The organism is Lawsonibacter sp. JLR.KK007, from assembly GCF_036941135.1.
In the GTDB taxonomy this organism is placed as follows: Bacteria; Bacillota; Clostridia; order Oscillospirales; family Oscillospiraceae; genus Lawsonibacter.
This window is the reverse complement of the sequence record NZ_JAYWSY010000002.1, coordinates 835019-857931: the sequence shown is the minus strand read 5'-3', so window position 1 is coordinate 857931 and position 22913 is coordinate 835019. Positions and strand designations below refer to the sequence as shown.

The window sequence follows — 22913 nt, the reverse complement described above, 5'->3', positions numbered from 1 at the left end:
TGAATTGGAGGGAATTTAAATGAAAGGAATCGGAATTTTTAGAGGTGGATTTCAACCGATTTAGATAGGAAAGCCGATAAAAACAAAGAAAAGGCCCCGAGTAATGGTGAATTACTCAGGACCTTTTGTAGGTCATTTTAGTTGGGATACTGTGTCTGGGTTGAAAGGGACAATGACAGAGTATCTCAAGAGAAATCCACTTACTGTCGTGGAGTATAGCACAAGACAGCTAAAATTGCAAGTATTGTTCTTGAAATTGGGCTGTTTCTGGAATATACTCTGCTCATAGATAAACAGGAGGAGAGCCACATGAAGCAAATAACTATTGACCTGGGGGATATCACCAAGCTGGATGTAGAGTGCATCGTCAATGCGGCCAATAAGAGCCTGCTGGGCGGCGGTGGGGTAGACGGCGCTATTCATCGTGCTGCCGGCCCGGAGTTACTGGCGGAGTGCCGGACATTGCACGGCTGTGAGACTGGGGAGGCCAAAATCACCAGGGGGTATCACTTGAAAGCCAAATATGTCATCCATACGGTGGGGCCGGTCTATGCAGGAAGGCCCCGCGATGCGGAGCTGCTGGCAAGCTGCTATCGAAACAGCCTGGAGTTAGCCAAGAAGTATGGTATCCACAGCATTGCCTTCCCCGCCATCTCCACCGGAGTATATGGCTACCCGTTGGAGGAGGCTGAACCTATAGCCATAAGGACGGTGAGCGCTTGGCTGGTTGAAAATCAGGATTATCCAATCGCTGTAATCATGTCCTGCTTTAATCAAAGGATTTACAAGCTGTGCCAAGATGCCATAGAAGGGTTGGCCTAACCGCACCGAAAGGGCAGACTTATTCGTGGATACAAAGAAATGTGGTGGAGATGTTTTTTGATCGTCTTGATGGGTGTTCAGTCCATCCCTACTGGTTGATGTATTCTGGAATAATTGCCTTTTGGCACAGCTCTTCCCAAATTTCCTCTATCGTGATATAATAAGAGGGTGGAAGGAAGATGAATTGGAGCCGGCAATGCCACAATCGCAGTTCAAGGCGGGCGGCGCCATCCATGAGCAGGAGCGGGATGTAGCAAAATTCTGGAAGAATGGTTGTATTCGGCTGGCTCTCTATGGGACAGCGAATCAAACAGATGTTGACCAAGATATGCCCCTGTGGTGTTTAGCTATGATGGGGCATCCTATAAGGAGCAGGTTTTGCAGCATGAGTCGGCAAAGCGGAATAGGGATTCCAATATTATCCCCTTCCCCGCCTATCCGGCAATCACTCTGGTGCTGCACTTTAGGAAGAAACCATGGGATGGACCAACAACGTTGTTTGAGTGCTTTGGAGTCGATGTCCCGGATGAACTGAAGCCGTTCGTTAACGACTACAGGCTCAACATCATCGATATCGCATATCTCACCCCGGAGCAGGTCAAGCGATTCAAAAGTGACTTTCGAATTGTGACCGACTACTTTGTTCAAAGCCGGATCAGTGGAGACTACATCCCATCCCCCGAAAAACTGACCCATGTGGACGAAGTGTTGAAGCTGATGGCGGCCCTGACAAGGGACGACAGATTCATCCATGTTGTAAACAACAGCGATTTATTACGCAGTGAAGAAGAAGGAGGTATTTCCATGTGCGAAGTTCTTGACAAAGTGGAACAACGAGGATTTGCTGCTGGGCAGGCTGAAGGGAAAGCCGAACGGGATTCTTTCTATGGGAAACTTATGCAGCTGCTGGCGCCTCTTGGCCGACTTGACGAATTGATTGCTGCTACCTCTGATAAGGCAAAACTGGCTTCTTTGGCAAAGGAGTTTGGGCTGGAGATTTGATATAGTCCCAGGCCTCCAGAATCAGGCCCTTCTGGGATTCACAACCCATCTTTTTAAGGAGAAAAGCCCATGGAATCCGATACAAATGTCGAACCGAGAACTTTTGTCAAGGGTAAATTTGATTCTTTCAGGATGAATTTTTGAGCAAATAAAAAACCTCCCTATACACAGCCTGGAGCAGTATATAGGGAGGTTCATTTTAATACCAATCGTGCTTTTCGTTCCGGTCAAGGGCGTTGATCTGCGCCATTTCCCCATTGGTCAGCTCGAAGCCGTACAATTCGGCGTTCTCCTTGATATGGTCGGGGTTGCTGGAGCCGGGGATGACTGCCACGCCCTTTTGCAGATTCCAGCGAAGGATCACCTGGGCGGAGGAGACCCCGTGGGCCTTGGCGATTCCGGAGATCACCTCGTCCCCCAGCAGCTCCAACCTATGGCCCCGGCCCCCCAGGGGATACCAACCCTGGACCACGATCCCAAGGTTCTGGATATAGGGGATCACATCATTCTCCTGATAGTAGGGGTGGATCTCGTTCTGAACCAGGGCCGGGGTGATTGTCACCTGGGGCAAGAAAGATTCCAACTCCTCTACATACCAGTTGGACAGACCCAGGGAACGGATTGTTCCGTCCTCCACAAATTTTTCCATTGCCCTGTACGCTTTCACATCGTTCCGGTCCGGGTGGTGCAGGAGCATCATATCCACATAGTCAATGTCCAGCCGGTCCAGACACGCCTGGATGGACTGCTCCGGGTCTGCCATTTCGCTGCCGGGGTAGATCTTCGTGATGATGAACACATCTTCCCGTTTTATGACGCCCTCGTCAATGGCCTCCCGGATGGCTCGGCCTACTTCTTCCTCGTTGCCATAGGCGGAGGCAGTATCAATCAGCCGGACCCCGCTTTGCAGAGCGGACTTTACCGAATGGACACAGGTCGCTCCGCGGAGGCTGTAGGTCCCCAGGCCGTTGATGGGCATGGTATAGCCGCTGTTGAGGGTAACGCTTCTGGCTTCAAAATTGAACACTCCGGCTCCGCTGTCCCCTGGCCGCTCCAGCGAAAAAGTAACGGAGACATTGCCTCCGCCGGCTTGCAGCACTTGACGAAGCTCAGCTTCTGTAACGCCGTCGATGTGCCCCAGAAGGGTAAAATTCCAGGTGTTTTGATCATAGTAGATGGTGACGCTGCTGCCCTGATAGAGGATGATATCCCCTGGCCTGGTGGTAATTTGCCGGTTGGTTTGGGCAAGAGCCGTGCCGATACTGCCTACCTTCTCAAACCCGCCATAATCGCTCATATCCACGGTCAGCGGTCCTTTGGCCAACAGCCCCTTCCACGCTGTGGCCGAGGGATTGTCCTCCAGGGTCGCAGTCCAGACCGTATTGCCGATTTGAAGGTACATCTTGTTTTCCTCCTCCGCAGCTTTGGGTAAATCCAATCCATTGACCCAGTCCTCCACCTGAGAGGCGCCCGAGAACCGCCGGCCCTCCAGCCAAACGGCGTCCGGCTCATAGCCCCGGAGGGTGGCGTCCTCGTGAGGGCTGCCCCCGGAGGTGCAGAAGGCGGCGACGGTCTTGCCGCTCAGGTTATAGGTCTCCAGAAAGGTATGGATGATCTTGGGGGCGCGGCCCCACCAGATGGGGTAGCCGATGAACACCGCATCATACTGCTCCATATTCTCCACGGTGCTGGCGATGGCGGGCCGGGCGCCGGGGTCGTTCTGCTCGGCGTTGGCCCGGCATTCGGTGTTGTAGTTCAGGTCGGCGGCGGTGTAGGGCTGGGCGGGGACGATTTCAAAGAGGTCGCCGCCTGTCACCTCCGCCACTTTTTCCGCCACCGGACGGGTATTTCCGGTAGCGGAGAAATAGGCCACCAGCACCTTCCCCGTACCCCGCCGGGAAAGCTGGGCATAGTTCATCACCGCCGTCGCGGCTTGGGCCCGTGTAGTGTGCCTGGAGCTGCCGTCAAAGCCGGGAATACCGTCAGTGACAGGCTGATCTGTATATCGCTGAAAAATCAAATCCAGCTGCTCCTGGGTAATGGGATCATTGGTACCAAAGCGGCCATCGCCATAGCCGGCCACCAGCGTTTCGCTGGCTGCCCAGCGGACGGCCTCGCTGTACCACTGGCCCTCAGGGACGTCGGAAAACTGCATGAGGTAATTCACCACCGGCTTTTCCGCCTGCCGCCACAGAATCGTGACCAACATGGCGCGGGTCAGGGTGGCCTCCGGGGCAAAGGTGGTGTTGGAAGTGCCGGCCATCAAGCCCTTCCCCTGGCAGTATTGAACGGCCTCGGCGTACCAGGCGTCAGAGGGCACATCGGTAAACGCTTCCACAGGCTGAGCCGCAGATGTGAGCGCTGTGCTATCCAAGTTCGTTCCGCCATTGTCAGCGGGGACCTCCGCCGCAGAGCAGGAGGTCAATATGAGAAGGCAAATCATGCAGACTGCCATAGAAAGGGAAAGAAATCTGTTTTTCATTTTGGTTCTTCCTTTCTGCGCAAAGACAGCCCATCATAGATGTCATCTGTTACCGGCTCCAGCCACTCATTGGATGTGTCCTCACCCGGACACTCCACCGCCAGATGGCTGAACCAGCAGTCTGCCTTGGCCCCATGCCAATGCTTCACACCAGCTGGAATTGTGACCACATCGCCGGGTTTTAGGCTTTGGGCAGGTTTCCCATCCTCCTGATACCAGCCCTCGCCGTCCACGCAGATCAGGAGCTGCCCGCCACCGCTTTGGGCGTGGTGGATGTGCCAGTTGTTGCGGCAACGCGGCTCAAAGGTGACGTTGGCGATGAACACCGTCTTTTGGGGATCAGTCAGGGGCTTGAGGTAACTGCCGCCAGTGAAATACTGCGCGAAGGCTGTATTCGGTTCACCCTGCCCAAAGAAGCCGCCGTGCTGTTCCTGTTCGCCGTCCCCGGCATAGACCTCCTTTGCCATACGGAATGCGGCCCAGGCGTTGGGCCATCCGGCGTAGAAGGCCAGATGGGTCAGGATTTCCGCCATCTCGGTGCGGGTCACGCCGTTCTCCCGGGCGGTGGAGAGGTGATAGGTCAGGGAGCTGTCCACGATCCCCTTGCTGATGAGGGCGGTGATGGTCACGATGGAGCGTGTTTTCAGCGACAGCTTATCCTCCCTCGACCAGACCTCGCCAAACAGCACATCATCGTTCAGCTCCGCAAACTTGGGAGCAAAATCATTCAGGGCATCCCTGCCCGCAGTCTGTTTTACCATGCCGGGACCTCCTTTTATTTCAGATTTTTTTGGAAGAACTCAACCAGCTTGTCGAAGGGGATAATATCCGTCCGGTCGTAGAGGTCGGTGTGGACAGCACCGGGGATGAGCAGCAGTTCCTTGTTGTCCCCCTTCAGCCTGGCAAAAGCGTCCTTTCCGAAGTAGCAGGAGTGGGCCTTGTCCCCGTGCATCACCAGAACGGCGGAGCGAATCTCCCCCGCATAGGCCAGGATGGGTTGGTTGAGGAAGGACATACAGCCGGTGACATTCCAGCCGCCGTTGGAATTGAGGGACCTGGGGTGATAACCCCGCGGGGTCTTGTAGTAATCGTGATAGTCCTTGAAGTAGAAGGGAGCGTCCTCCGGCATGGGGTCGGCCACGCCGCCGCCCAGGGCGTACTCGCCGCTCTTGTAGTCAACCAGCCTCTGAGCGTTCAAAGCCTTGCGTTTGGCATAGCGGGCCTCCTCGCTGTCCTCCCCATCAAAGTAGCCGTTGGAGTTCACCCGGCTCATGTCATACATGGTGGAGGCCACGGAAGCCTTGATGCGGGTGTCCAGGGCCGCCACATTCAATGCCAGACCACCCCAGCCGCAGATGCCGATGATGCCGATCTTCTCCGGGTCCACATCGTCCCGCAGAGAGAGATAGTCCACCGCCGCCTGGAAGTCCTCGGTGTTGATGTCGGGAGAGGCCATATACCGGGGAGCGCCTCCACTCTCACCGGTGAAGGAGGGATCGAACGCGAGGGTGAGGAAGCCCCGCTCCGCCATGGTCTGGGCATACAGGCCGGCGGACTGTTCCTTCACCGCGCCGAAGGGTCCGCAGACAGCGATGGCGGGCAGTTTGCTGGACGCGCCCTTGGGGACGTAGAGGTCGGCAGCCAGGGTGATGCCATAGCGGTTGTGGAAGGTCACCTTGCTGTGGTCAACGTTCTCGCTCTTGGGGAAGGTCTTATCCCATTCCTGGGTCAATGTCAGTTTCTCTTCCATGATAGGTTCCTCCTTAAAACTGTTTGCTCCTATGATAAAGCATAACGAAACGAGATAGCAAATACTTGTTTTCTATATCATATTATTCTTACACAGAATAACATGGTTTGTTATACTGTAGCCGGAGGTGTCGATCATGGAAATTCGGGTACTACGCTATTTTCTGGAGGTGGCCCGGGAGGGCAGCGTTACCCACGCTGCGGAACGGCTCCATATATCTCAGCCCACCCTGTCCAAGCAGCTCAAGGATCTGGAGGCGGAGCTGGGTAAGAAGCTCTTTGTTCGAAGCAGCTTCAGCGTCCGGCTGACGGACGAGGGGATGCTGCTGCGCCGGAGGGCGGAGGACATCCTGGACATGGTAGACAAAACGGCGGAGGAATTCAAGGCTATGGGTGAGATTTCCGGCGGGGATATCCACATCGGCTGTGCGGAATCGGACGGCATCAAACACCTGGCCCGGCGGATCAAGGCGGTGCAGGCGCAGTACCCCCGTATCCGGGTACATCTGTACAGCGGAGATCGGAGCGATCTGGCGGAGCGTTTGGAGCAAGGCCTGCTCGACTTTGCTGTGCTGGTGGAATCCAACGACCTGTCCAAATACAATTACCTCCCCCTGCCCGGTGCGGACACCTGGGGCATCATTCTGCGGAAGGACCACCCGCTGGCGGAACGGGAGGCAGTTGTGCCGGAGGACCTGCTGGATGTTCCGTTGATCTGTCCGCGGCAAGGTCTGCAAAAGGAGCTTTCAGACTGGTTCCAGGAGAAAGTAGACAGGCTCAACATCGTGGCGACCTGCAATCTGGCTTACAACGGCGGAGTTTTGGCTCGGGAGGGCTTGGGCTGCCTGCTCTCCTTTGGCAAGCTGACGGACACCGGCCCGGACAGTCCCCTGTGCTTCCGGCCCCTGACGCCGACCCTTCATTCCAAACTGTTTTTGGCCTGGAAAAAGTATGCGGTGTTTTCCCCGGCGGCAGAGGTGCTGCTGAATGAGATGAAGGAGCACTACTCTGCTTTAGAGTAAATTGAGGGAAGCTCATGGTAGCCCATACAAACTCCAAACCAGGAAGGTTTAAACTGCTGGGCAGATCTGAGCCACTTCCTTCATTAGATAGGATTGGACCGTCATCGTGGATACAAGAAAATGTGGTGGAATTGTTTTTTTGACTCCTAGCCCAGCGGTTCGGCCCCATCCAACCGATTGATGTTTTCCGGTGGGTCTTCTCTGTTGTAGACAACGATGATGATGGGTTTTTGTGTGTCAACGCCGATTTGAAATTGTAAGAAAACGCCGAAGAAATTTTGTAGTTTTTCGGCGGAGGGGGGGGGTAACAAAACTAAGCGTTTCCTTGTTCAAAAAGAGTGTTCACGATTTGCTGTTTCTGGCGCATAAATTCCTTGCGTTCCTTCAGGCGGTAAGACTCACCCTTGATGTTGATAACGGTGCAGTGATGCAGGACACGGTCCAGGATGGCGGAGGCGATGGTGACGTCGGCAAAGACCTCGTTCCACTGGGAGAAGGTCTTGTTGGAGGTAAAGACGGTGGACGTCTTCTCATATCGCCTGGCAATCAACTGGAAGAACAGGTTTGCGCCCTGGATGTCCATGGGGAGGTAGCCGATCTCGTCGATGATAAGCATCCTGTACTTGGCGAGAACCTTGAGCTTGTCCGGCAGACGGTTCTCAAAATGAGCCTTTTTCAGCTGCTCAATGAGCTGGTGGCAGTTGATGTAGTAGGTGGAGAAACGGTGCTGTGCCGCCACCAGGCCCAAAGCGGAGGCCAGATGGGTCTTGCCCACGCCGGGCGGGCCAAGGAAGACCACATTCTCCCCGTTTTCCAGGAAGCGCATGGTGGCCAGTTCGTCGATCTGGCGTTTATCGATGGAGGGCTGGAAAGAGAAATCGAAGTCGTCCAGGGTCTTCTTAATGGGGAAGCCGGACATCTCCCCGCAAGGGGGACGCGATAGCTCTAAGCGGCAAAGCCGCTAAGAGCTATCCAGTGGATCTGCTTCTCATAGGCCCGTCTCCGCTTGGATTTGGCTTCTTCTGAGAAAATGTGATCCAAAACCTCCACAATGTTGAGCTTGTCCGCCACCGCCCGTTCCAGGTAGTTGTCCAGAATCTCCAGGGTGTTTTTCATCTTAAGGCTTTCCAGGTTTTCCCTCAGCCTGTCCATGGTAAATTCAGTCATACAGCACCTCGTCATATCTGGATAAATCGGAGGGCTTCAAGGGGAAATCTATCACTTTGCCCTGTTCCAGCAGAACATTTTCCGCATCTATTGTCTGTTTCAGCGTAAGCCTTCTATAGTGCTGAGGATTGACAACCATGTCCTTTCTCTGATACGATATTCGGTGCAGAGCGATCTGCTTTCCCTCGTAATACGCAGCCAGCATACTGTCGAGGGCCACGACTGCCACATCTTTGCCGATATACTCCGCTGGCACGGAGTACTGATTGCCGGCGTAGGAGATGAGGCAGTCTTTTTGTACTCGCCTCAGGTTGATTTTGTCGATAATGTACTCGCGGGAGAGAGGGCTCAGCCCCTCTTTTTTCAACCTCTCAAAGGGAATTTCGTTGGTGGTGGCGTGGACTTTCCCATTGACCTTATTGCACCAGGCCAGAGCCTGTCCGTTCAAGTCCGCCAGGCTGTTGTACTGGATCCCCACCATAAAATTATCTCTGACAAACTGCACCGTCCGCTCTACTTTCCCCTTCGTCTGACCCCGATATGGCCGGCACAGAATGGGCTTGAACCCATAGAATCCCGCGAAGTCCTCAAACTGCCGGTTTAGCGTGGAGTCCTCCTGCTTCAAAAGCCGCTTGATGACTACCTGCTTTTGGATGGCTCTTAGCGGCTTTGCCGCTTAGAGCCATCGCATCCCCCTTGCGGGGACATGTTATCATACAGAATCTCCTCCGGGTAGCCTCCGAAATACCGAAACGCGTTCTGATGGCACCGTATCAACGTATTTGTGCTCATATCCGTGACAAATTCTATATACCGCATCCTCGAATACCCCAGGATTATCAGAAAACAGTACAGCTTCTTCCACTTCCCGTCCTCGTACACCAGGTGATCCTCGAAGAATCCCCAGTCCATCTGCCCTTGCTTTCCGGGCATCGTCTCAAACCGCACCGTTGCTTTCTCATTCAAGTCCATCTTCCGGCTGCTCACATACGCCTTGACAATACTGTAACCTCCGTTGAATCCCATCTCCCGCAGCTTCTCCAGGATCCGCAGCGCTGAATACGGCGCCTCTTCCAGCCACTCGTCCACGATCTGCTTGTACGGGTCCATCTTCGTGGGCTTCGGTTCGCTTAATGTGTACTCCGGCTTCTGCGGCGATTCCGCGTACCGCTTTGCTGTTCGCGGGTCCATGTGGTACTTCCGGCCCAGCTCCACATAGCTCAGCCCTTTTTGTCTGTCGCTTCGGATATCCATCCACTGTGCTCCTTTCATTTCCTGACTCCCTTTCCGGGCTCTTTTTCGCCCTGATTGGGAGTCTATCTTTTTTCCCTCCTCTCCGCCACAAAACTACATTTTTTCCTCGGCGTTTTCTTTCATTTTATCATTGGCACTGACACGTTCTCTACACGCTGTTCATTGTCCTCAGAGTCCCGCAATTTCAAGGCGTTCAGCGGCAGTGACAACATAGAAAACGGTCTGTTTTATCAGAAATCGGGCAGAAACAGCTGCCTATGCCACTAGGCAGACTATGCCCATTTGACCATTATCTGTAAAAATAAGGAGCAATGCTATGACAATAAAAACGAAAAATCCCGGTATTTACCAAACCCTCATCGCTCAACTGGACAAGACCGCCCGGCACAACCGCCAGGGCAGTTTCCGCACCAAGGAGCGGTACTACGAGGCCATGCAGCGGTTCTGTAGGTTTCTGTCCGAGGAATACCGGCTGCAAAAGCTGGCGAACATCAACGGCAAGCATCTGACCGCTTACGTTCTCTATATGCAGGAGCGGGAAAAATCCGCCTCCACTATTAAAACCGATCTGGCGGCGATCCGCTTTTTCAACGACAAGATGGAGCGGGCGAAATATCGCCTGCCCTCTAATGACGAGCTGGCGGTGGAATTGGAGCGCCGCCGCTTTGGTGGTGTGGACTGCACCTGGAGTGTCCGGGAGTTCCACCGGTTTCTGGCGACCTGTATGGTGGACGGCCATGAAGACTTTGCCGCCATCGCCTGCCTGACATGGTACGCTGGACTGCGTATCCATGAGTGTTTCCGCATTGACACGGCCACCGCGGAGCAGGCACTCCGGGAAAACGCCATCACCATCAAGGGCAAGGGCGGCAAGGTTCGCACCGCACCCATCAACGAGAGTATTTCCATCGAATTGAAAAAGCTGCTGTCTGTCACGCCCCGGGGACATAAGCTGTTCGTCCCTGACGGTGTGTCCACCGACATTGCCATCGCCCGGCTCCAGCAGTACATCTATAAAGTGAGGCCCCAAATTCAGGACGAGGACTCCATCCGTCCCATGACCCACCACGGCCTGCGCCACAGCTATGCCGCCCGGACCTATCAGGAGTTGATTGACGGCGGCCTAAGTCCCCTCAGCGCCAGCCTACGGGTTTCCCAACTCCTGGGCCATGAGCGGCCCGATGTGCCCCGGGGCTACCTGGCCTCCATTCCAAAGGACGGTGCCGATGGGAAATAGTGGGATAAACCGCCGAATTCCAGTGCAAACTAGCCCTGGAGGCGATGTAATGGAACAGCAGACTATCACCATGGGCCAGGTCACCTACGAGCTGCGGCGGGTCTTTCAGGGGACACGCCCGCTCTCCGAGCTAATGGCGGAGCGGATAGCCCAAAATATTCCAGCTGCCCGGTCCGTTGACGGGGTCGAGCGCCATGGGGTATAATCAACCCAGTGGGCCGGTTCATCGGAGGAGGCGAGCATGAAAACCGGCAGATTCACACTGGGCTTTGCCTACCTGCGGCTGTCCAACGAGGAGGCCCAGGGCGGGGAATCGTCCAGTATCACCAATCAGCGCATGATCGTTGAGAACTATTGCAGGCAAAACGGCATTACTCTCGTCCGGGAATTTGTGGACGACGGCTACTCCGGCGGCAACTTCAACCGCCCCGGCTTCAAGGAGATGCTCAAGCAGCTGGAGCAGGGCAAGGCCAACCTGGTCATCACCAAGGACCTCAGCCGGCTGGGCCGCGATATGCGGGAGGCCAGCTACTACGCCGAGCAGTTTTTCCCGGAGCACGGCATCCAGTTCCTCGCCATCGCGGACAACTTCGACACGGAGCACGACAACATTATGGCCCCGTTCCTCTTTGCCATGAATGAGGTCTACCTCCGGGATGGCTCCCGCAAGGTCAAGGATGTGTTGAGAAGCAAGCGGGAGAGCGGCCAGTACTGCGCCTGTCCACCCTACGGCTACCGGAAGGACCGGGAGAACCGGTACCGCCTGACCCCCGATGAGGCCACTGCCCCGGTGGTGGAGCGCATCTTCCAGCGGGCGGCGGCGGGGGATTCTTCCCGGAAAATCGCCCTGGACCTGAACGCCGACGGCATCATCCCGCCGCTGAAATACCGAGTGCTGTACCGGGACGAGTTCAGCGAGGAGGGCGCGTCCCATGCGTCGGATACCTGGAACTACACCACGGTGAAGCGTATCCTGAAAAACCCAGTGTACTTGGGTCACACCCTGCTGGGCCGGAGCAAAAAGGTCAGCGTTAAGTCCAAGAAAAAAGCAGCCGTCCCGAGGGACAAGTGGGCGGTGACCGAGGACACCCACCCGCCGCTGGTGGACAATGCCCTATTCCAGCGTGCCCAGGAAAATCTGGGCCGGGGCAGCCGGGACTACCGGGCCTACGACCATGTACGAAAGAGCATCTTCGGCGGCGTGGCGGTGTGCGCCAAATGCGGACACGCCTTGTGCTCCTGCGGCACGGTGTACAAAGGGGAGCGGGAAAAGTACTGGTATCTCTCCTGTACCCACCAGCGGCAGGACATCGCCGAACCCTGCCAAGGGGTGCGCATCCGCTACGCCGACCTGGTGGAACTGGTGCGGCGAGACCTGAACAGCCTGCTGGCTCTCAGCGATGAGGAAGTGGAGGAGTTGGTTCAGGAGGCGGTCAGGCGGATGGGCAGCGAGGAGAATCTCAAGGCCCGGCAGCTGCAAAAGGAGCGGGCAGAGGCGCGACTTGCTACCATCGACAAGATCGTTACCAAGCTGTACACCGACAACGCGATGGGCAAGCTGGATGACGACCGGCTGGAGCGTATGGTATGTGACCTAGAGAAGGAGTCCGCCGGTCTGAAAGCCGCGCTGGAGGAGCTGAGCGCCCCCGATGCCGTCCAGGAAGCGGTGGACAATTACACCCGCTTTTTTGAGCTGGCCAAGCAGTACACCCACCTGGAGCAGCTGGACCGGGATACCCTGCTGACCTTTGTGGAGCGCATTGAGATCGGTCCCAAGGTGTACGAAAACGGCGGACACAAGGTCCCGGCCCGGGCCAACCAGCCCTATCGGCAGAGTGTGCGGATTTTCTACAAATTCATCGGGGAATTGGCTGAAAATGGCGAAAAATGTTCTGAAGAGAAGCCTGCTTAAGATGGAGGAGGCACACCAAGGGAGGTGGGCGTCAACCTGAAGCAGGGCTACAACGGCGACCTGACCAGCAAGCAGGCTGGTTCTGTGGGCGGCCAGATGGTCAAGAAGATGATCGAGTCCTACGAGAACGGCCTGAAGTAACTGGGTCCATTCAGACGTATGGCCGCAGCCTGATGAAGTAGGCGCATAACAGGCCGGACGCACGCAGATCAGAGAGCGCTGTCAGTGGGGACCGGGCACTCCGGTTCCAGAGACAGTTTTCTCCGAGGCGGCGTCCGGCCTTTTGATTTGCGGATCGGGCCCGTCAGCGTTTGCTCCGATGGGGTGAAAAAACGCCGCCCAGTGGGCGGCGTTCCGGGGTTATAATCCATTTACAATAAAATTAGGCCGCTGACCTTCCAGGATCAGCTTCACGGAATTCCACATATTCTGGTGGGCCCGGCGGAAGGAGCCGCCGGTGATGCCGCCCAGATGAGGGGAGAAGACCGCCCGTTCTGCGACCCCAGCGGGCAGGTCCACCAGGGGGTGGTTGGCTGGGGTGGGTTCGGGGTCGAAGGTGTCGATGGCGATGCCGCCCAGCCGGCCATCGATAAGGGCCTGACGGACCGCCAGGTTGTCCACCAGCTGTCCCCGCGCGGTGTTCACCAGGATGGTCCCCGGCCTGACATGGGCAAGCAGCTCCGCATTGACCATGTGGGTGGTCTGGCGGTTGACGGCGCAGTGGAGGGAGAGGATGCTGCACCGTGCGGCGAGCTCCTCCAAGGGGAGATAAGTAACGCCCAGCTCCTGCTCGGTCTCGAGCGGACGGCGGTGGGCAGTGTAGTAGTACAGCTGACAGCCAAATGGGCGCAGCAGCCGGGCGGCGGCGGCGCCGATGTCCCCCAGCCCGACGAGGCCGACCGTCTGCTCTCCCAGCTCTGGGGAGCTGGATACCATGAACTGCTCCTTGAACTGGATCTGTTGTCCGGCCAAAACAGCCCGGTGTCCGGTTACCCCGCAGCGCAGGGCCATCAGCATGAGCATTACCGCATGCTCCGCCACCGAGACGGCGTTGCAGCCCTTGTTGTTGCACACGAAGACGCCCCGCTCCCGGGCGGCCTCAATGTCGATGGCGTTGAAGGCCACCCCCTCCGAGTGGATCATCCTCAGATTGGGCAGAAGGTCCATCATCTCCCGGCTGATCGGAGTGATGGCGTCGGCAAAGATCACTTCCGTGTCCGGGTTGTCCGCCGCCGCCTGAAGGGAGGGGGCAGGGGCGCTGGCAAATATCGTCTCCACAGGTATTTGTTGGACGAATTCCGGGAGGTACAGGTCATAGCGGGCCTTGGGCCCGAAAATCAGCAGCTTCATAGGGTCGCCTCCAATGCCGCCCAGCCGTTTTTCTCCCGCTTTCTGATGAGGGTGAGCCCCGCCTGCTTCAGGGCCGCCTCCACCTCATGGGTGCGGGTGTCGATGATGCCGGAGCAGAGAAATACCCCGTCCTCCGCCAGCAGGCCGGGGACCTGGGGGGCCAGGGGGATGATTACATCGGCCACGATGTTGGCCAGCACCAGATGGTACTTGTTCTGCGCCAGCTCCGCCGCCAGCGCGGTGTCGGACAGCACGTTCCCCGCCTGGACGGTGTACCGGTCCCTGCCAATGCCGTTGAGGGCGGCGTTTTCATAAGCCACATCCACCGCCTTGGGGTCGATGTCCACGGCCACGGCGGATTTGGCCCCCAGACACAGGGCGGCGATGGATAAAATCCCGCTGCCGCAGCCCAGGTCCAGCACGTCCCGGCCGGGGAGAGTGTGCTCCTCCACCCCCTCCAGGCACAGCTGGGTGGAGGCGTGGGAGCCGGTGCCGAAGGTGAGGCCGGGGTTGAGGTAGAAGGGCACCCGCCCTGCCGGGACGGGCTCCTTCCGCAGCCACTCCGGGACCACATAGAGCCGCGCCCCGATTTCCAGAGGCTTGTAATACTTCTGCCAGCTGTAGGCCCAGTCGTTGTCGGTGAGGGGGGTGACGGTGTACTCCGCCTCCAGGCTCCGGGTGTATTGCTCCAGCTGCTTCCGGCCCTCCCCGTCATCGGTGACGTAAAACTTCACCCGGGTAACGCCCTTCATCCGGTCCAGCAGCTCCTGGTCCACGTAGTCCCAGTACTGCCGGTTTTGCTCCAAAAAGGTGAGGAACTCCTGTTCATCCTCAATAACCACGCTGTCCATCCCGGCGGCGGCCAGCTGGGCGCACACCCGGTCCAGCTGGTCCGGGGTGGTGTTGACGGCCGCCTCCAGCCATTTGATCTCATCCATTGCTGCACCTCCAATCTATTTTCCCGGCCAGTCCTGAAACCATGCGTCGCGGGGCAGGCCGTTCCAGCAGAACAAAACCCGCTCCGCGTCCTCCGACATGAATTTCCAACCGCCGGACATGGCTTACCGGTCCGTTCCCATGTAGAACAACGCCAGCGTGCCCGGTCCGGAGTGCGCGCCGATGACTGGTCCCACGTAGTTGATATAGACCTCCTGGACCCCGAAGCGTTTTTTTACCATGTCCGCCACTGTCTGAGCGTCCTCCAGGCAGTCGCCGTGACTGATGAAGACGGTGAGGCTGCCGGAGTCGATGGCAGTGTGCTCCATCCGGTCCACCAGGGCCTTCAAGGCGGCCTGCCGCCCTCTGACCTTGCCGGTGTTGATCAGGTGTCCCTCGTTGTCCACATGGAGGACGGGCTTGATATGCAGCATGGAGCCCACCAGGGCGGTGGCGGAGGAGATGCGCCCGCCCCGCTTGAGGAAGTAGAGGTCGTCCACCGTGAACTGGTGGCACAGGTTCAGTTTGTGTTCCTCGATCCAGTCCCGGACCTCCTCGATGGAGCCGCCCCTGGCCCGGGCCTGGGCGGCGTACCACACCAACAGGCCCTGGCCCAGAGAGGCGCACAGGGTGTCCACGGTGAACAGCTTCCGGTCCGGATATTTGGCCTGCAGTTCCTCCACGGCGATGAGGGAGGAGTTGTAGGTGGTGGACAGGCCGGAGGAGAAGGCCAGGATCAGTACATCCTGCCCGGCCTGGAGCAGGGGTTCCAAAGCCTCGGTGTACTGGGCCACGTTGACGGCGCTGGTAGTGGCCATATCCCCGTTGCGCAGGCGCTCATAAAAGAGGCGGGGGTCCATGTCCCGGTTGTCGGGGTGATCATGGTAGGTGTGTCCGTCCAGGACAAAGCTCAGTGGCAGTACCTGAACATCCAGTTGCTGAACCATACTGGCGGACAGATCGGCAGAGGAATCGGTGAGAATAACAAAGCTGGACAATGATGAAGCACTCCTTTACTCTGATTCTTTTTTGCGCTTGCCCTCATGGGGCTGAAGGATGCTGAGGATGCGTTGGCAGGCCAGCTGGTTGGCGTAGCTGCGCACCGCGAGATCCAGGGCGATCCGGGCCAGGTCGGACCGGCCCGCCTCCGGATCGATGGACTGGGCGGTATCGGTGAGCGCCTGGTCCAGGGCGTTGCAGAAGTAGGCGTACTGCTCCGAGGGAGTCTTTTCCAGGGAGCGGCCGGCTTCCATCAGCGCGCCGATGTCCCGGACGGTGAGCACCTGCTTCAGGGCCACCACGGCGGTGAGATAGCCCAGGTGGATGGGGCCGTACCGCTTGCCCTCCGCCCGGGGGACCAGGCCGTCCTTGATATAGTTGTTCACCATGGCGGAGGTGAGGGCGGGGCCGCCGTCAAAGCGGATCAGCTGCCGGGGCATGTAGGAGATCAGCTGATCCATGTACAGCGCCAGATCGGGCAGATCCTCCCACGGGACGGGCCGCTCCTGTTCCATGCGCTGTTTCAGTGTGTATAGTTCGTCCATTGAAGGGATCTTCCTCCTCGAATATAATGTCAGTCATTATATCACAGAATTTCTGGCATTGTAAAGAGCGGATCGGTTACCGATTTCGAAAATGTTCGATCCGGCGGTGGAGGCGTTCCAGGGCGCGGCTGTGGTCGAGCGACCGCAGGCGGGGGAAGGCCTTCAGCAGGCGGCGGTGGCCGAAGGACTTTTGATCCAGCAGCTCCTGCATAGACGCGTGCCACTCCTCCAGCTGGAGGCGGGCCTGCTCCCGCCGCTCCTCCCGGCGCTGCTCCCATTCCTCCCGCTCGTCGGCCAGCTCCGCACGGCGTTCCGACAGCTTGAAGGACAGCTCCTCCAGCTCCTCCTTCCAGCCGGCGCTGCGCTCCACAGCGTCCAGCACCTTGTCGGCCAGATTTTCGCCAAACTCATTGGAGGCCTCCTTGATTCTGGCGGCCAGCTCGTCGATCTGGGCCAGGCGGCGGTTCAGCTGGATGATGGCGGCCACGGTGGCGGCCAGGTCTACCGCCATCACCGCCCCCAGTAGCCCCAGCAGCACGATCCCCACAAGGCGGGGGATCAGGTGGATCAGGGCCAGCACCGTGGGGTGGAGCAGCCGGACCACAAACACGCAGGCGAAGCCCCAGGCGATGGAGAAGCGCAGGCAGATGTATCCGCTGAGATTGAAGGGCTGGTCGGAGTAATCCCACCACTGCTGGTGAAAGAGCTTTTCCAGCGCAAAGCCGGTGAGCCACTCCAGAAGGGAGGTGAGCAGGACGGACCCGGCAAACAGGGCGGGCAGATGTCCGGACAGCGGGGTGAGGCAGCCCAGCACGATGACCACGCCGAAGCCGTAGACGGGACACCAGGGCCCGTTGAGGAAGCCCCGGTTGACAAATTTCCCGGTGACCAGAGCGGCGTAGCTCACCTCGGTGCACCAGCCCAGAAAGGCGTAGATAAAGAAGATCCAGAGGAAACGGTACAGCATTGCCGGCATTGCCATGCCCCTTTCACAAAAACTTTCCATATTATATCCGTTTCCGGGGAGCTTGTCCAGTCCGGAACAGGATTTTGCCTTGACAGAGGGAGCGGAGACCATGTATCCTTAAACAAAACGCAATGAGAGGCGGACGCCGGATGAAGAAGCTGGTTTTGGGAATATTGGCCCATGTGGACGCGGGGAAGACCACCCTGTCCGAGGGGATGCTGTACCTCGGCGGAGCGGTGCGGAAGCTGGGCCGGGTGGACCACCGGGACGCCTTTCTGGACACCGACATCCAGGAGCGGGAGCGGGGCATCACCATCTTCTCCAAGCAGGCGGAGTTCTCCTGGGGGGAGACCGCCTTCACCCTGCTGGATACTCCGGGTCATGTGGACTTCTCCGCCGAGATGGAGCGCACGCTATCGGTGCTGGACTGCGCCGTTCTGGTCATCAGCGGCTCCGACGGCATCCAGGGCCACACCCGCACCCTGTGGCAGCTGCTGGCGCGGCACAGCGTCCCCACGTTCCTCTTTGTCAACAAGATGGATCTGGCAGGCAGCGACCGGGAGGCCCTCCTGGCCCAGCTCCAGAGCAAGCTTGACGGCGGCTGCCTGGATTTTTCCGCCGGCCTGGCCCCTCTCCAGGAGGATCTGGCCACCCTGGACGAGGGGCTGATGGAGCAATACCTGGAGGGGGGCGAGATCACTGCGGCGGACGCCGCCTCCCTCGCCGCCCGGCGGCTGGCCTTTCCCTGTTTCTTCGGCTCGGCCCTGAGGCTGGAGGGGGTGGAGGGGCTGCTGGACGGCCTGTCTCGGTACACTGAGGCGCCGTCCTACCCGCCGGACTTCGCCGCACAGGTCTTTAAAATCGCCCGGGACGGGAACGACCGGCTCACCTATCTGAAGATCACCGGCGGTTCCCTCAAGGTGCGCACCGTGCTGGAGGGGGAGGACTGGCAGGAGAAGGTGAACCAGATCCGGGTCTACTCCGGCGCGAAGTACCAGACCATCGACGAGGCCCCCGCCGGGACGGTATGCGCCCTCACCGGTCTGACCCGGACCCGTCCGGGGGATGGGCTGGGGGCGGAGCCCCCCGCCTTGCAGCCCGAGCTGGAGCCGGTGCTCACCTACCAGGTGATCCTGCCTCCGGACTGCGACGTTCACACCATGCTCCGGAACCTCCGCCAGCTGGAGGAGGAGGACCCCCAGCTCCGGGTGGTGTGGAACGAGTCCTTGGGGGAGATCCACCTCCAGCTCATGGGGGAGGTCCAGCTGGAGGTGATGACCCGGCTGATCCAGGAGCGGTTCGGGGTGATGGTGTCCTTTGGCGCGGGGAACATCGTCTACCGGGAGACCATTGCCAACGCCGTGGAGGGAGTGGGCCACTTTGAACCCCTGCGGCACTACGCCGAGGTCCACCTGCTGCTGGAGCCTGGCCCCCGGGGGAGCGGGCTGCGCATCGCCTCCGCCTGTTCCACCGACCAGCTGGACCTGAACTGGCAGCGGCTGATCGTTACCCACCTGCTGGAGAAACGGCACCGGGGGGTGCTCACCGGCGCCCCTATCACCGACATAAAAGTCACCCTGGTGGCCGGACGGGCCCATGTCAAGCACACCGAGGGGGGCGACTTCCGTCAGGCCACCTACCGGGCGGTGCGCCAGGGGCTGATGCAGGCGGAGAGCGTCCTGCTGGAGCCCCATTACAACTTTGTCCTGGAGCTGCCCCCTGACTGCGTAGGCCGGGCCATGAACGACCTTCGGACCATGGGGGGCGCGGTGGAGGGTCCGGAGCAGGAGGGGGAGCTGGCCGTCCTGACGGGCCACGCCCCGGTGGCCGGCCTGCGGGACTACTGGAGGGAGGTCACCGCCTACACCCGGGGGCGGGGACGGCTGTCCTGCTCCCTGCGGGGGTACGAGCCCTGCGCCAATCAGGAGGAGGTTGTCTCCCAATTCGCCTATGACCCGGAGCGGGATGTGGAAAATCCGGCCGATTCCGTCTTCTGCTCCCACGGGGCGGGGGTGACGGTGAAGTGGAATCAGGTCAAGGACCACATGCATGTGGACAGCGGCCTGCGGCTGGGTGTGGAGCCCCTCCCAAAAGAGCCGGACGTCCCCGCCGGGGGACAGCGGCAGTACCGGGGAGGCAGCCTGGAACAGGACAAGGAGCTGCTGGCCGTCTTTGAGCGCACCTACGGCAAGGTGGAGCGGACGGCCTTTCGTCCCCAGCCGAAAAAGCCCGCCCGGACCAGCCTGGACGAGAGAACATATACCGTCCGGGAGCAGAAGACCGGCCCGGAGTACCTCCTGGTGGACGGCTACAACATTATCTTCGCCTGGGACGAGCTGAAGGAGCTGGCCCGGCAGGACGTGGCCGCCGCCCGCGCCGCGCTGGAGGACATCCTCTCTAACTACCAGGGCTTTCGCAAGTGCGTGGTGATCCTGGTGTTCGACGCCTACAAGGTGAAGGGCAATCCTGGGTCGGTGGAGAAGAAGAACAACATCTACGTGGTGTACACCAAGGAGGCCGAGACCGCGGACGCCTATATTGAAAAGGCCACCTACGACCTGGGGAGAAACCACCGGGTGCGGGTGGCGACGTCCGACGGCCTGGAGCAGCTGATTATCCTGGGCCACGGGGCCCTGCGGCTGTCCGCCCGGGCCTTCAAGGCGGAGGTGGAGCAGGCCCAGGGGGAGATCTCCGCCCTGGTGGCCCGGCTGAACCGGCGGAACGCGGGGGACCGGAAGCTGAAGCATACCGCGAAAATTGTGGATAAGAAATAAGGAAAGCAGACACGCCGCCGCGTGCCTGCTTTTTAATCTTTCGGCTTTAAGAGAAGATAGGGCTCTACATTCAAAAATTTGGCAATGTCGCACAGAGTATCCATTGAAATCCCGACAGCTGCCCGTTCTATTTTGCTCATATAACTCTGTTCAAAGCCAAGTTTGTCACCCAACTGTTCCTGACTCATCTGTCTCAAATTACGATAATAGGCGATATTTAAGCCCATTATCCGAAAAATCTCATGGTATGCGGGATTCATAAGCTTCACCTCTGCATACCAGTTTAACTTTCTGACCTTTATTTTATAAGGAGTTGAAATAGCATGTTTAGGATGTTATACTTACTATATAATACTGGGCGCATTATTTATATGATGTTGGAGGTGCTATTTATGAAAAACATATTGTTGTTTTGGGATAAGCGCAGCAGCTATGAGAAGGCGGTCCTGGGACTGTTTGCCGCCTTTGTCCTGTGTTGTCTGACGTATTTTTGCGCCAGGCTGTACTATGGGTCCAAATGTGATGTATGCGGGCAGACATTGCGGGAGGGGGAACATTATGTTTTGGACGTCCGGACTGGAGAGATACTGAACGTTGCGGATTATGTGGACACAGAGGGTTCTGCTTTCTGGTATTCCGGGGTCAGTCATATGCCTCAAGAGGTTTCCCTGGAACACCGGACGGGTTACATGCGCTTTCCCCGGCAGGCTCCTGTCACCGCCCGGTATTGCGCCGGGCATACCGCGAACCTGGACTGCGATTTTCTGATGCTGTCCCCGGTAAAGGAGGCCACCGTCTGCTATGCTCTTCTGGACGGGCAGAGCCTTGACCCGGAGGGCCAGGTCATTACCAGGCGGCTGAATGAGGCGCTGGACTGCTGGGAGCTGGAAATTCAGTGGGATATTATAGCCCCCGCTTCGCCGTCTTGACAAAGCGGGGGACTTTCTGTATTACAGCGCCCGCAGGGCCGCGCCGGCCAGCCGGCCTAAGGAGGAGGCGGCGGTAAGCAGGTCTTTGGGGTCGGCGTCCAGGGCGGCCCGGAGGGCGTTGGCCAGATTTTTGGGCTCCAGGGCCTCCTTGACCGTTGTGGCGTCCCCAGAGGACAGCAGTTCATAGAGGGTGTCCGCCACCGCCTCCCGCTGGGCGTTGGTCAGCCCGGCCAGCCAGTTTTTCAGGGTGCGGTCGATCAGGCGGCTGCCGGGGTCCACCTCCTCCAGGCGGACAAAGCCGGGCCCCTGGACCTGCCAGGAGTAGGGGTCGTGCTGGAACAGCCCATCCTGGTCGCTGTCCACCACGGTGTAGGGCTCCTCGTGGGCCAGCAGCAGCCCCACAACGGAGGATTTTGGCACAAAGCTGCGGATGCGGGTGAGCAGCTCCGAATACCCCGGCCGGGCCAGCAGGTAGGCGTTCAGGCCGGGTCCGTCGAAGGACCAAACCGAGCGGATCTGATCCCGCGCCTTCATTCCGGCCAGCGCCGCCCCCGCCACCGCCAGGTTGCCTCCCTTGGAGTGGCCGCCCAGGCGCAGCGGACCGGAGAAGCCGGCGGCAAAGGTTTGGACGTAGTCTGCCGCCTCCAGCTGGGCGGGGACCACATCCAGAAAACTCAGGTTAAAATCCTCCTTCCAGCCCACCAGGGTGCCGTCGGTGCCCCGGAAGGCCAGAAAAGCGGAGCCGTCCTCCAGCAGGACGGTCAGGGCGGCGAACTGGGTCTCCTCCCTGGGGACGAACCGGTCGGCCTGGCGGCACAGTCCCAGCCGGGCGAACCGGGGAGCCTCCGCCAGCGCCCGGAGCAGGCGCAGGTCGTCCCCGCACCGGCAGCGGCCCCGGCGGGCGGGGGGCAAAGACAGATAGCCCTCCGCTGCCCGGCCCAGCGGGACGGGGGCGTCCGGCCCCTCCGGGACCAGGGCGCCGAAGTGGACGTAGGCCAGCGCGGACAGAATCAGCCCGTCTACCGGGCGGAAGGGGGAACGGTCAAAGGTCAGGTCCCCCCGCCAGGACAGATAGTCAAACAGGTTTCCCATTGGATCATCTCCCCTCCAGGCTATGCCGGAGCGGGGAAAAAGGCTCATAACTCCCCAAAAGGCCGCATAGATTGAAACAGCAAGAGGCGGGGAGTGTTGTGCTTTGAAAGGAAACATGGAGGAACGGGCCGAGCGTCTGGCGCTCTACATCCTGGAGAACCGGACCACGGTGCGGGCCGCCGCACAAAAGTTTGGCATCAGCAAGAGCTCGGTACATATGGATGGGGTAAAATAGAACGGTTAATATGGATCGTCAAGTAGAGCAGTAAGGCCAGCACCTGATTGTGGGTGCTGGCCTTGTTATGCTATTTCCTATCATTCTAAATCGTCTCGATCAAGCAATCAAGTATAGCCTCAATCTTATGCTGCTTCTCCAAGTCCAGCCCTCCCAGCTTCTCCGCCAGAGGTGTCCATCGAATGGGAGTATCCACCGTAACATAGGCTGACAGGATGGCATCAGCTCCGGTTCCAAGGGCGTTGCAGATGTCGATCAAGGTAGGCAGGGCTGGCATCAGCAACCCACGCTCAATCCGTGAGATCGAGTTGGAGGCAACATCTGTTATCTCCGCAAGCTGCTCCTGGGTCATGCCTCGCTCCTTGCGTATACGCTGTATCGCTTGTCCTCCCTGCTTGAAGTCCATCGCTATCCCTCCTACGTCGATGTTTCATCCATA

The 22913-nt window shown here is 58.7% G+C and carries 21 protein-coding genes and 3 pseudogenes; 10 read left to right on the top strand and 14 right to left on the bottom strand.

Annotated elements, in window-relative coordinates:
• Positions 1–309 precede the first annotated feature (309 nt).
• Both VV088_RS14125 and VV088_RS14120 read left to right on the top strand, forming a co-directional pair.
• Positions 310–822, top strand: a complete 513-nt coding sequence (locus VV088_RS14125) for an O-acetyl-ADP-ribose deacetylase (RefSeq protein ID WP_334601335.1) — start codon at positions 310–312, stop codon at positions 820–822.
• A gap of 378 nt (positions 823–1200) precedes the next feature.
• Positions 1201–1824, top strand: a complete 624-nt coding sequence (locus VV088_RS14120) for a hypothetical protein (protein WP_334601334.1) — start codon at positions 1201–1203, stop codon at positions 1822–1824.
• Between the two features lie 199 nt (positions 1825–2023).
• Here the strand turns inward: VV088_RS14120 and VV088_RS14115 are convergent, their stop codons facing one another.
• From VV088_RS14115 to VV088_RS14105, 3 genes are read right to left on the bottom strand one after another with little or no spacing between them, the layout of a single operon-like run.
• Positions 2024–4306, bottom strand: coding sequence for a flavodoxin (locus VV088_RS14115; RefSeq protein WP_334601333.1), 2283 nt, complete (start codon positions 4304–4306; stop codon positions 2024–2026).
• A complete protein-coding gene (locus tag VV088_RS14110; RefSeq protein WP_334601332.1) occupies positions 4303–5067 on the bottom strand; it encodes a carboxymuconolactone decarboxylase family protein in 765 nt (254 codons plus the stop codon). Before VV088_RS14110 ends, VV088_RS14115 begins: the two co-directional genes overlap by 4 nt.
• 14 nt (positions 5068–5081) lie before the next feature.
• Positions 5082–6059: an alpha/beta hydrolase gene (locus VV088_RS14105; RefSeq protein ID WP_334602072.1), complete on the bottom strand. Its 978-nt coding sequence runs from the start codon at positions 6057–6059 to the stop codon at positions 5082–5084.
• A 133-nt stretch (positions 6060–6192) separates the two neighbouring features.
• On the opposite strand from VV088_RS14105, the gene VV088_RS14100 reads away from it, so the two are divergent.
• A complete protein-coding gene (locus VV088_RS14100; RefSeq protein WP_334601331.1) occupies positions 6193–7077 on the top strand; it encodes a LysR family transcriptional regulator in 885 nt (294 codons plus the stop codon).
• A gap of 313 nt (positions 7078–7390) precedes the next feature.
• Here the strand turns inward: VV088_RS14100 and istB are convergent.
• The 3 genes and pseudogenes from istB to istA all read right to left on the bottom strand — a co-directional run bounded on the left by istB (position 7391) and on the right by istA (position 9516).
• Positions 7391–8244 (bottom strand): annotated as a pseudogene (istB, locus tag VV088_RS14095) (IS21-like element helper ATPase IstB).
• Positions 8237–8869, bottom strand: a complete 633-nt coding sequence (locus VV088_RS22805) for a Mu transposase domain-containing protein (RefSeq protein ID WP_442913160.1) — start codon at positions 8867–8869, stop codon at positions 8237–8239. Before VV088_RS22805 ends, istB begins: the two are co-directional and overlap by 8 nt.
• Before the next feature lie 35 nt (positions 8870–8904).
• Positions 8905–9516 carry an IS21 family transposase gene (gene istA / locus VV088_RS14085; protein WP_334601330.1) on the bottom strand — a complete coding sequence of 204 codons (612 nt, stop codon included), beginning with the start codon at positions 9514–9516 and terminating at the stop codon, positions 8905–8907.
• Between the two features lie 298 nt (positions 9517–9814).
• Between istA and VV088_RS14080 the strand changes: the two genes are divergently transcribed.
• The 4 genes and pseudogenes from VV088_RS14080 to VV088_RS14065 form a co-directional block, all read left to right on the top strand.
• Positions 9815–10735: a tyrosine-type recombinase/integrase gene (locus VV088_RS14080; RefSeq protein WP_334601329.1), complete on the top strand. Its 921-nt coding sequence runs from the start codon at positions 9815–9817 to the stop codon at positions 10733–10735.
• Positions 10736–10784: 49 nt separating this feature from the next.
• Complete coding sequence (locus tag VV088_RS14075) at positions 10785–10940, top strand: hypothetical protein (protein WP_334601328.1); 156 nt, start codon at positions 10785–10787, stop codon at positions 10938–10940.
• A gap of 36 nt (positions 10941–10976) precedes the next feature.
• Complete coding sequence (locus tag VV088_RS14070) at positions 10977–12647, top strand: recombinase family protein (RefSeq protein WP_334601327.1); 1671 nt, start codon at positions 10977–10979, stop codon at positions 12645–12647.
• A gap of 18 nt (positions 12648–12665) precedes the next feature.
• Positions 12666–12788: pseudogene (locus VV088_RS14065) on the top strand (alpha/beta-type small acid-soluble spore protein); the annotation flags it as partial.
• A 219-nt stretch (positions 12789–13007) separates the two neighbouring features.
• On the opposite strand, the gene VV088_RS14060 reads toward VV088_RS14065, so the two are convergent.
• The 5 genes from VV088_RS14060 to VV088_RS14040 form a co-directional block, all read right to left on the bottom strand.
• A complete protein-coding gene (locus VV088_RS14060) occupies positions 13008–13997 on the bottom strand; it encodes an NAD(P)-dependent oxidoreductase (protein ID WP_334601326.1) in 990 nt (329 codons plus the stop codon).
• Complete coding sequence (gene prmA, locus VV088_RS14055) at positions 13994–14935, bottom strand: 50S ribosomal protein L11 methyltransferase (RefSeq protein ID WP_334601325.1); 942 nt, start codon at positions 14933–14935, stop codon at positions 13994–13996. The genes VV088_RS14060 and prmA overlap by 4 nt, the downstream gene beginning before the upstream one ends.
• Before the next feature lie 123 nt (positions 14936–15058).
• Positions 15059–15931, bottom strand: a complete 873-nt coding sequence (locus tag VV088_RS14050; protein WP_334601324.1) for a DegV family protein — start codon at positions 15929–15931, stop codon at positions 15059–15061.
• A 15-nt stretch (positions 15932–15946) separates the two neighbouring features.
• Positions 15947–16477 carry a DUF1836 domain-containing protein gene (locus VV088_RS14045; RefSeq protein ID WP_334601323.1) on the bottom strand — a complete coding sequence of 177 codons (531 nt, stop codon included), beginning with the start codon at positions 16475–16477 and terminating at the stop codon, positions 15947–15949.
• 76 nt (positions 16478–16553) lie between these two features.
• Positions 16554–17453 carry a putative ABC transporter permease gene (locus tag VV088_RS14040; RefSeq protein ID WP_334601322.1) on the bottom strand — a complete coding sequence of 300 codons (900 nt, stop codon included), beginning with the start codon at positions 17451–17453 and terminating at the stop codon, positions 16554–16556.
• A gap of 140 nt (positions 17454–17593) precedes the next feature.
• Between VV088_RS14040 and VV088_RS14035 the strand changes: the two genes are divergently transcribed.
• Complete coding sequence (locus VV088_RS14035) at positions 17594–20218, top strand: translation factor GTPase family protein (RefSeq protein WP_334601321.1); 2625 nt, start codon at positions 17594–17596, stop codon at positions 20216–20218.
• Positions 20219–20250: 32 nt separating this feature from the next.
• On the opposite strand, the gene VV088_RS14030 is transcribed toward VV088_RS14035, so the two are convergent.
• Positions 20251–20478: a helix-turn-helix domain-containing protein gene (locus VV088_RS14030; protein ID WP_334601320.1), complete on the bottom strand. Its 228-nt coding sequence runs from the start codon at positions 20476–20478 to the stop codon at positions 20251–20253.
• Between the two features lie 132 nt (positions 20479–20610).
• Between VV088_RS14030 and VV088_RS14025 the strand changes: the two genes are divergently transcribed.
• Positions 20611–21147 (top strand): hypothetical protein, encoded by a 537-nt coding sequence (locus VV088_RS14025; RefSeq protein WP_334601319.1) that lies wholly within the window; start codon positions 20611–20613, stop codon positions 21145–21147.
• A 21-nt stretch (positions 21148–21168) separates the two neighbouring features.
• Here the strand turns inward: VV088_RS14025 and VV088_RS14020 are convergent, their stop codons facing one another.
• A complete protein-coding gene (locus VV088_RS14020) occupies positions 21169–22239 on the bottom strand; it encodes an Mbeg1-like protein (protein ID WP_334601318.1) in 1071 nt (356 codons plus the stop codon).
• Between the two features lie 103 nt (positions 22240–22342).
• Here VV088_RS14020 and VV088_RS14015 point away from each other — a divergent pair.
• Positions 22343–22462, top strand: a pseudogene (locus VV088_RS14015) (sporulation transcriptional regulator SpoIIID); the annotation flags it as partial.
• Positions 22463–22559: 97 nt separating this feature from the next.
• On the opposite strand, the gene VV088_RS14010 reads toward VV088_RS14015, so the two are convergent.
• A complete protein-coding gene (locus VV088_RS14010) occupies positions 22560–22880 on the bottom strand; it encodes a helix-turn-helix domain-containing protein (protein ID WP_016317002.1) in 321 nt (106 codons plus the stop codon).
• Between the last annotated feature and the right edge of the window lie 33 nt (positions 22881–22913).